General features: G+C 50.7%; 4 protein-coding genes. 1 reads left to right on the top strand and 3 read right to left on the bottom strand.

The features are described 5' to 3' along the window. Nucleotides 1-117 precede the first annotated feature (117 nt). From FD23_RS04710 to pyrF, 3 genes are all read right to left on the bottom strand, one after another. The gene (locus FD23_RS04710; protein ID WP_025895568.1) at nucleotides 118-1,041 is read right to left on the bottom strand and encodes a peptidylprolyl isomerase PrsA; all 924 of its coding nucleotides are present in this window, start codon (nucleotides 1,039-1,041) and stop codon (nucleotides 118-120) included. Between the two features lie 126 nt (nucleotides 1,042-1,167). Beyond that, complete coding sequence (gene pyrE, locus FD23_RS04705; RefSeq protein ID WP_025895567.1) at nucleotides 1,168-1,791, bottom strand: orotate phosphoribosyltransferase; 624 nt, start codon at nucleotides 1,789-1,791, stop codon at nucleotides 1,168-1,170. Next, complete coding sequence (pyrF, locus tag FD23_RS04700) at nucleotides 1,781-2,503, bottom strand: orotidine-5'-phosphate decarboxylase (protein ID WP_052933717.1); 723 nt, start codon at nucleotides 2,501-2,503, stop codon at nucleotides 1,781-1,783. The genes pyrE and pyrF overlap by 11 nt, the downstream gene beginning before the upstream one ends. Before the next feature lie 263 nt (nucleotides 2,504-2,766). Here pyrF and FD23_RS10400 point away from each other — a divergent pair. Continuing rightward, nucleotides 2,767-3,190 (top strand): beta/alpha barrel domain-containing protein (locus FD23_RS10400; protein ID WP_483803742.1); only part of this gene is annotated, 424 nt, incomplete at its 3' end.

The raw sequence follows: 3,190 nt of genomic DNA, 5'->3' as shown, positions 1-3,190 counted from the left end.
TAGCAAGTTTGATTTCTTTAGTGTATTTAGTCATGAAAATAACCCCCGAAATTAGTGTCCTAATTTCGGGGGTCATATCAGAATCGCGTCTTTTTATCGTCTAATCGTCGGCCCGCATTAGTTTGAGCTTGATGATGAGCTAGATGATGATGAAGTGCCAAGGTAGTTAGCCAGCAGGTTCTTGCTCTTCAGGTCCTTGTCCTTGATGTTGACGTTGGCCTTCTTCAGAACCTTGCCGATGATCTTGGTCATTGTGTTGGAGTCAGCTGCCCACTTAGCGTAGAGCTGCTTGTCGATGAAGCTCTTGTTCTTAGTGTATGAGCCCTTTTCAGTAGTCTTCAAAACCTTGATGACTTCGTAGCCGGATGAAGTCTTAACTGGCGTGGTAGTGTATTCGCCTTCCTTAAGCTTCCAAACAGCTGACTTGAAAGTGCTGCTCAAGCTAGTGTCAGTTGAGTCGAAGGCTGCCAGCTTGCCGGCCTTCTTCTTGGTAGCAGTCTCAGTTGAGTACTTCTTAGCCAGAGTAGCAAAGCTAGTGCCGCTCTTCAGCTTCTTGATGACAGTTTCAGCAGTTGACTTCTTGTCAACTACAATGTGTTGCACAGTGGTCTTGGTGTGGTAGCTCTTCCACCAGTTCTTTTCTTGCGTGGTGGTTGGCTTCTTCAAGTCCTTCAAAGCGGCAACTGAGTACAGGTTGGTTGCCAGGTTTTGCTTGAATGACTTAGTAGTCAAGCCGCTGTAGCTCAAAACAGTGCTGAAGTTTGAGCCGTATTGCTTCTTGTACTTGTTGTATTCGGCGTTGATCTTCTTTGAAGATACCTTGTCACCGTATTGGGCCTTCAGCGTGCGGTAGACGATCAAGCTGACCAAAGTTGATTGGCCGGCTGAAGTGTCCTTCATAGCTTCGTAGTATTCGTCCTGAGTGATCTTGCCACCCTTGTAGTTAACTACAGTAGCTGAGCTGCTTGAGCAAGCGGCAGTGGACAGACCGATAGCTGCGGCACCTGCCAAAACGGCAATTTTCTTCAAATGCTTTTTCATAAAATTAAATCTCCACATCCTTCATACGTACTGGTTACTAATATAACATATTTTTTCAGATATAGAGTTCCTGGAGGCAAAGTTTATGAAAAAATCCGCCTTTCTTAGGAATTTCTTTACTAGCTCTTACTGCTTCCAGTTCCAAGGATCCTGGTGCCAAGCCAACAATTCCTTATATTGTTCTTCGCTGACCGTTTCAGCAATTTCCTGTTCAATCAGTTCCCGGTAGTTCAAGAGCGGGGCAAACTTGGTGTCGGCCTTCTTGAAGTTTTCGTCAGCGTCTGGCAAAAGGTAGGTAAAGATTGAGCTGACCCCGTCAACGTGGGCGCCGGTGTCCTTGACTGCTTGCACGGCAGACAAAACGCTGCCGCCAGTTGAAATGAGGTCGTCGATCAAAACGATGTGGTCGTCCATGGACAGGCGGCCTTCGATTTGCCGGCCTTGGCCGTGGTCCTTTGGCTTGGAGCGGACGTAAACCATTGGCAGGTTCATGACTTGGGCAACCCAGGCAGCGTGCGGGATGCCGGCCGTAGCGACACCGCCGATCACCGTAACTTCCGGGAATTCCTGCTTGATCAAGGCTGCCAGGTTTTCAGCGATTGCCTGCCGCAGTTTCGGGAAGGAAAGGGTTTGCCGCAGGTCAGTGTAGATCGGGGAGTGCATCCCGCTGGCGTAGACAAAGTCCTTGTCTGTGCAAATAGTCACAATCTTCTTGTCGATCAGCTGGCGGATAATTTCGTTATTTTGCATCGTTCTTGCTCCAACCCTTCAAAATCTCTTCATATGCTTTTTGCGGGTCAGCGGCCTGGGTGATTGGCCGGCCGACAACAATAGCGGTTGACCCGTTTTCCCGCGCCTGGCCTGGGGTGGCCACCCGGGCCTGGTCGTCTTTTTGGTAGCTCTTTGGCCTGATGCCCGGAGTGACGAACATGAAGTCGTCGCTGAATTCGCTCTTCATCGCCTTGACTTCCAAAGGTGAGCAGATGATCCCGTCAGCCCCGGCTTCCTGGGCCTGGTGGGCCAGGCTCTTTACTTCGTCAGCCAGGTTGAGTGAGAAGTGCTGTTCATTCTTCAAGACTTCTTCAGAGATTGAAGTCAGTTCAGTCACCGCCAAAAGCTTTGGCACAGGCTTGCCGGCCGGGGTACCTTCGATCAAGCCTTCTTTAGCGGCCTGGATCATCTGCTTGCCGCCCAGGGCGTGGACAGTCGTGCAGTAAACGCCCAAAGCAGCCAGCTGGTGGGCAGTCCGCTTGACGGTGTTGGGAATGTCGTGCAGCTTGAGGTCAAGGAAGATCTGGTAGCCCTTGGCGGACAAATCACGGACAATTTCCGGCCCGTACTGGTAGAACATTTCCATCCCCAGCTTGACGTGCAGGCCCTGCTTGTCCTTCAGCTGGTTGAGGAACAGCCACATTTTTTCCTGATCATCATAGTCCAAAGCGATAAATAACGGTTTGTTCAATTGCGACTCCTTAAATTTACAAAGCGCGTATGACCGCATAAGAAAAGCCCGCCAGAGTCTACAGAGACCCCAGGCGGGCAGAATGCGTGCATACCAAAAAGATTGTGCTGCTTGTGGTCTCTCTGTACCAATTAAAGCTCAGTTAACAAAAGACTATCACGAACTTTCTGAGAAATCAAGGGCCAGGCCAGCTTGCCTTTTTTATTTTTTTGTAGGATAATCTTGGCGAATTTAAAAGTCAAAGAAGTCACACGGGAGGAAAAATGACCGCAGAAGTTAATTTGGCTGTTGAACTGCCAGGCTTGAAGCTGAAGAATCCGGTAATGCCGGCGAGTGGGACCTTTGCCTTTGGCGACTTGCCAGAGAATTTCAACTGGGACGAGATGGGGGCGATCGTCTTAAAGACTGCCACCCGGCATGCCCGGACCGGCAACCCTCAGCCGCAGATTTCCTTGCTCGCTGACGGGGTCATGAACGCCGTAGGCTTGACCAACCCAGGCGCTGAGGTCGTGGCTAGCGAGAAGATCCCGGCTTTAAGAGAAAAGCACCCGGACCTGCCGATCTTGGCCAGCGTGGGCGGGGAAAGCGTGGAAGACTACGTGGAAGTCGCGGAAATTCTGGCCGCGGCCAAGCCGGACGCTTTAGAGCTTAACTTGTCCTGCCCGAACGTGTCTGAAGGCGGGATGA

It is taken from the genome of Lactobacillus delbrueckii subsp. delbrueckii DSM 20074 = JCM 1012 (assembly GCF_001433875.1).
GTDB classification, from domain to species: Bacteria; Bacillota; Bacilli; order Lactobacillales; family Lactobacillaceae; genus Lactobacillus; species Lactobacillus delbrueckii.
The sequence above is the reverse complement of the archived record's forward strand: the minus strand, read 5'-3'. Positions and strand labels throughout refer to the sequence as shown.

Coding starts and splice junctions, on each gene's coding strand:
- FD23_RS04710 (WP_025895568.1), bottom strand. CDS start 1,041: ATGAAAAAGCATTTGAAGAAAATTGCCGTTTTGGCAGGTGCCGCAGCT.
- pyrE (WP_025895567.1), bottom strand. CDS start 1,791: ATGCAAAATAACGAAATTATCCGCCAGCTGATCGACAAGAAGATTGTG.